Below are 5,324 nucleotides of genomic sequence, written 5' to 3'. Positions count from 1 at the left end.
CCACCGCCTCATACCGCCATGAAAGATCCGATGCCTTCGGCCTGTGGCCAACTATGCGTTCGAAATGACCGCCTGACACAAACACCCCTGGCGGCCGTCTCATGCTGATGCCGTCACGTTGGCAATCCCCTGGCGGGACATGGTTCGGATGCCGCCGCCGACCGACAGGGCGATCATGCGTCACCCTGCGCTCAGGGATCGCCGAAACGCGGCAAGACTGCCGAGCAGGAAGACCACCCCAAGTCCGACGATGCGTAGGAAATCCGGCCAGACAATCTCGAGCCCCGCACCGCGAAACACCACTGCTTGGGCAAAGGACATGTAGTGGCGCGATGGTAGAAGGCTGGTGAAGGGTCGCAACAGGTCGGGTTGGCTTTCGATCGGGCTGATCCCGCCGGACAGCAGCATCATCGGCAGGACCACCAACAACACCAGCAGCGCAAACTGCGACATCGTGCGGGCAATGGTGCCCAGCAGAATGCCGATGGAACTGGCGGCGAACACATAGAGCATCGCACCAAAGATCAGCAATCCGCGGGACCCGGCCACGGGAACGTCCAGCGCACCTTCGACCACGAAGATCATCGAGATGGCAAAGGCCGCCAGAACGATCACACCATTGGCCCAGATCTTGGCCAGCACAATATCGATCGCACGCAGGGGCATGACCATCAGATGCTCGATGGTGCCATGCTCTCGTTCACGCACCAACGCAGCACCGGTCAGCATGATGATGATAAGATTTAGAAAATCGAGTATGCCCGTGATCGCGTTGAACCAGCTCATCTCGCCGTTGGGATTGAAGGCGCGGCGAATTTCATTGGTGATCGGGTAAATGGTCTCGGCGTCGGTGCCCTGCTGAAACCGGGTGATTTCCGCCGTGACGATGCTTTGGATATAGCTGTCGCCCAGACCAGCCTGCATGACCGCTGTGGCGTCGATGTCGATCTGAATTTCGGGGGTGTGCCCGCGGCGCATCTGCGCCTCGAAATCCGGCGGGAAAGACAGCACGAACAGATAGTCTCCTGCATCCATCGCCGGGGCCTTGTCGGCGGCGGTGATGTAATCGGGCGTCTGAAAATAGGGCGGATAGAACGCGTTGGCGATCTGGCGCGTCAGGGCGGAATTGTCCTCATCGATGATGGCAATCGAGGCGTTGTTCACATTCTCGGGCAAGGCGCTGGCCTGCATGTAAACCATGCCGGTGAAGGTGAACAGGATCAGCGCGACCATCGTCACGTCCGACAGAACGGCGCGCAGCTCCTTGGTTCCAAGCCAGAAGACATGTTTCAGGTGTCCCATCCTATCGCTCCTGTTTGCGCAGGAGCAGCAGCGCGGGGATCAGGAAAACCGGGACAAACCCCGCAAGCGCCAGCATGTCAGGCACCAATTGGCCAAAGCTGAGCCCCTTGGTGTAAGCGCCAACTGACAGGTGCATGAAATAGCTGGCGGGCCAAAGCTCGCCAATAAGCTGGCCGCCGCCGTTCAGCGTTGAAATCGGCTGGATCATCCCCGAAAACTGGATCGTCGGCATCATCGACAGGATCGCCGTGGCAAAGATTGCCGCGACCTGCGTGCGCGTGGCCGAGGAAATCAGCAAACCGTAAGACGTCACCGCCGCACCATACAAAGCCGACCCAACCAACAAGGCCGCAAGGCTGCCGGTCAACGACACGCCAAGCCCGAATGTCACCACCAGCGCCAGGCTGAGCGCATTCACCAAGGTGATCAGCACATAGGGGATCTGCTTGCCGACAAAAAACTCGACCCTGCTGGTGGGGGTGACGTAGAAATTGGTGATCGTGCCGATCTCTTTTTCACGCGCCACCGAGATCGCCATCAGGATCGCAGGAAACATCATCAACAGGATCGCGGGCACGGCGGGACCGATGGCGCGGATGCTTTCAAAGGTCGGGTTATAACGATATCTGCTCTGGATGTCGTAACTGGCCAGATCGTCCGGGTCGATGCCTTCGCGGCGATACCCGTCCTCTAGTGCGGCATAATGCGCGCCGGTCACATAGGCCTCGATCGTGCCGGCGCGGGTGGTGTTGGCACCGTCGATCCATGTCGACACCGTCACGTCCCGGCCCTGCTTGAGATCCTGCCCAAAGCCGGGGGGGATTTCCATGGCGACGGTCAGCGCGCCGGACGCCATGCGGGTGACGATCTCGTCGCGGGTCAACAGCTCGGGTTGTTCGGCAAACGTCGGAGAGCCGTAAAAGGCGCTCAGGTACTCACGGCTGGCCGGGCTTTGATCCAAATCGAGCGCGGCCATGGAGATATCTTCGACATCCATCGAAATCCCGAGAGAAAAGACGATGGTCAGAAAGATCGATCCGAAAAAGGCAAAGGCAAGACGGATCGGATCGCGGCGCACCTCGCGCCATTCGCGCAAGGAGATGGCCGCCATGCGCCGAAGGCTGAACCCGCCCGACGTTGGGGAATGCGCCATCGAAGCGCCCAGCTGTCTGCTTTCAGGCGCGGCCGGTGCCTCGGACGTTGCGCCGCTGCCCGCGATCGCGGTTTCGATATGGTGGATGAAACTGTCTTCGATGCTGCCCGACGGGCTGGTTGCCGCGATGTCATCCGGGGAGCCGACCACCAGAACCTGACCGGCATGCATTAGCGAAATACGATCGCAGCGCATTGCTTCGTTCATGAAATGGGTCGAGATGAAAATCGTCACGCCGTCGCCGCGCGACAGTTCGACCAACAGTTCCCAGAATTTATCCCGCGCCACCGGATCGACCCCCGAGGTCGGCTCGTCGAGGATCAGCACCTCTGGTTCGTGCAGAACCGCGATCGCCAGTGACAAGCGCTGCCGCAAACCCAGAGGCAAGGCGCCCGAGGCCAGATCCAGATGCGGGCCAAGACCAAAGCGCGCCACCAAGGCGGCGATCCGTTTGCGGGCATACTCGCGCGGCATCTCGAACAGTCGGGCATGCAGGTCAAGGTTCTGGCGCACGGTCAATTCACCATAAAGCGAAAAGGTCTGGCTCATGAATCCCACACGTTTGCGGGCCTTCAGATCAGAGGCATCCACTGGCTGGCCGAACATGTCAGCCTGACCTTCAGAGATCGGCAAAAGCCCCGTCAGCATCTTCATCGTGGTGGTCTTGCCGCAGCCGTTCGAGCCGAGAAACCCAAAGATCTCGCCGCGCCGGATGTCGAAGTTCACATCCGACACGGCGGCGAATGTGCCGAACCGTTTTGTCAGCCCGCGCGCCGAAATGGCCGGCGGGCCGTCATCAATCGCCAGTGGCGGGATGATCAGACCGTTTTGCTCGCCGCGCTTATCCTTGGGCAAAAGCTGGACGAACGCGCTTTCAAGATCGGCGGTGCCGGTGCGGGTTTTCAGCGCCTCCGGTGTGCCGGTGTCCAGCACGCGGCCCGCATCCATGGCCACCAGCCAGTCAAACTCTTCGGCCTCGTCCATGTAGGCGGTGGACACCAGCACCGACATCTCGGGGCGATCAGCGCGGATGGTGCCGATCAGCTGCCAGAACTGTCGCCGGGATAAAGGATCGACGCCGGTGGTCGGCTCATCAAGGATCAGCAGGTCCGGATCATGCAGCAAGGAACAGCACAGGCCCAGTTTCTGCTTCATGCCGCCCGACAGCTTGCCCGCCGGGCGGTCGAGAAACGCGTGCATCCCTGTGGCGCGGGTCAACCGTTCGATCCGCGCGCGGCGGGATTTTGCGTCTAGCCCGAACAGGTTGCCAAAGAACTCCATGTTCTCGGCGACGGACAGCGCGTGGTACAGGTTCTTGCCCAGACCCTGCGGCATGTAGGCGATGCGCGGTCCGGCCTTGCGCCGATGCCCGGGCGCGCGCATGTCGCCGCCCAGCACCTGCAAATCGCCGGTCTGCATGACCCGCGCGCCCGCGATGAGATCCAGCAAGGTGGATTTGCCCACCCCGTCCGGCCCCAGAAGGCCCACCATCTGGCCTGCGGGCAGCGAAACCGTAACGTCGTCAAGCGCGGTGACCGCGCCATAGCGCTGCGTCAATCCTTGGGCGAAAACAACCGTCATGGCGATTGTTCCTACTGGTTCAGGATTGGAAGGGCGGCAAGATCATCAAGCGCAAGTTCCTCCGGCCAGTCGGTTTCGGCAGTGCCGGCAGTGGGTGCCAGTCGCACATAAGCCACTCCGCGGATGCCGGTGCGCACGTAGTCGATATAGGTCTGCACCAGTTCCTGCGGGATCCGCGCGCGCACGCGGAACACCAGGTTCTGACGCTCATCCGCCGTTTCGACCGAACGCGGCGTGAATTGCGACACCGGAGACACAAAAGTGACCGTGGCGGGCACGACCGCGTCGACCACATCTAGCTTGATGCGTGCCTCGCTGCCAACGGCCAGCCGGTGGGCCTGCGTCGCGGGCAAAAAGAATTCAAGGTAGACTTCGGACAGATCGACGATGGTCAACACCTTCGATCCGGCGCTGATGACCTCGCCCGGTTCCGCCAGACGATAGAGCACCCGGCCAAGCGTCGGGGATGTAAGTTCGGTGTCCTCCAGATTGCTGGCCACCTGGGCGGCTGCGGCAACCGCCGCATCGACGCCGCGTTGATAACTGACAAGCGCGGCCTTGGCCGCGTCAAGATTGGCCTGCGCCACAGCGACATCGGTTTTGCGACTGTCGAGAACCTGGGTGGTGGCCGTTCCGCGCTGTTCAAGCGCCTCGGTCCGCGTCAATTCCTCCTCGGCGAGGGTCATCAACGCCTCGGCCTGCGCAATCGTCGCTTCGGCGGCAACGACCTGAGCATTTGCCGCGGCAACCTCGGCCTGCGCCTGCGCAAGCTGCGCGGTGATCACATCGGCGTCGAGCAACGCAACCAGTTGCTCGGGTTCAACGAGATCGCCTTCTTTGACCATGACAGACGCAACCCGCCCGGCGATCAGCGAAGACACATCGACCTGAACCGCTTCCACTTGGCCGTTGCCAAAGGCTATCCCCTCCGGCAGCCCCGTATCCGATGCCTGCTCAAGAAAATAATAGCCAACGCCAAGCGCGGCAACAGCGAGTAGTGCAATCAGGGCCTTGTTCACCCGCATGTCATTCTCCCTCCAGCTCGTCCGCGCCGAATGCTCGACCATGATCGCCCAAGTGTTACATCCCGGCGGGTAATATGGCTGTTTCTTGATCAGCGCTGGCTTGAGTGTGTGCCAGTCTTTCATCGCCTGCAATGGCGACTTGCTGCCCAATGCTGATTGCGGGAGCTGTTGGTTGTAGAGCCAGACATAGCGGTGCAGCGTTGTCTCCAGCTCTTCGCCAAAAATGGACGTGATGGCTTTGCTGGGGATTGCCAACGTGACGG

Annotated in this window: 3 protein-coding genes and 1 pseudogene; all 4 read right to left on the bottom strand. The window is 61.2% G+C overall.

The window, feature by feature from the left end; genetic code table 11:
• Positions 1-180: 180 nt before the first annotated feature.
• Entirely contained in the window at positions 181-1,302 is a 1,122-nt protein-coding gene (locus KO516_RS20290) for an ABC transporter permease (protein ID WP_216005610.1), read from the bottom strand.
• A 1-nt stretch (position 1,303) separates the two neighbouring features.
• The gene (rbbA, locus tag KO516_RS20285) at positions 1,304-4,036 is read right to left on the bottom strand and encodes a ribosome-associated ATPase/putative transporter RbbA (RefSeq protein ID WP_216005609.1); all 2,733 of its coding nucleotides are present in this window, start codon (positions 4,034-4,036) and stop codon (positions 1,304-1,306) included.
• An 11-nt stretch (positions 4,037-4,047) separates the two neighbouring features.
• Positions 4,048-4,881 (bottom strand): HlyD family secretion protein, encoded by an 834-nt coding sequence (locus KO516_RS20280; protein ID WP_252737752.1) that lies wholly within the window; start codon positions 4,879-4,881, stop codon positions 4,048-4,050.
• Between the two features lie 231 nt (positions 4,882-5,112).
• Positions 5,113-5,324: pseudogene (locus KO516_RS24450) on the bottom strand (hypothetical protein); the annotation flags it as partial.

This window comes from Citreicella sp. C3M06 (assembly GCF_018860705.1).
Classification (GTDB): domain Bacteria; phylum Pseudomonadota; class Alphaproteobacteria; order Rhodobacterales; family Rhodobacteraceae; genus Salipiger.
The sequence above is the reverse complement of the archived record's forward strand: the minus strand, read 5'-3'. Positions and strand labels throughout refer to the sequence as shown.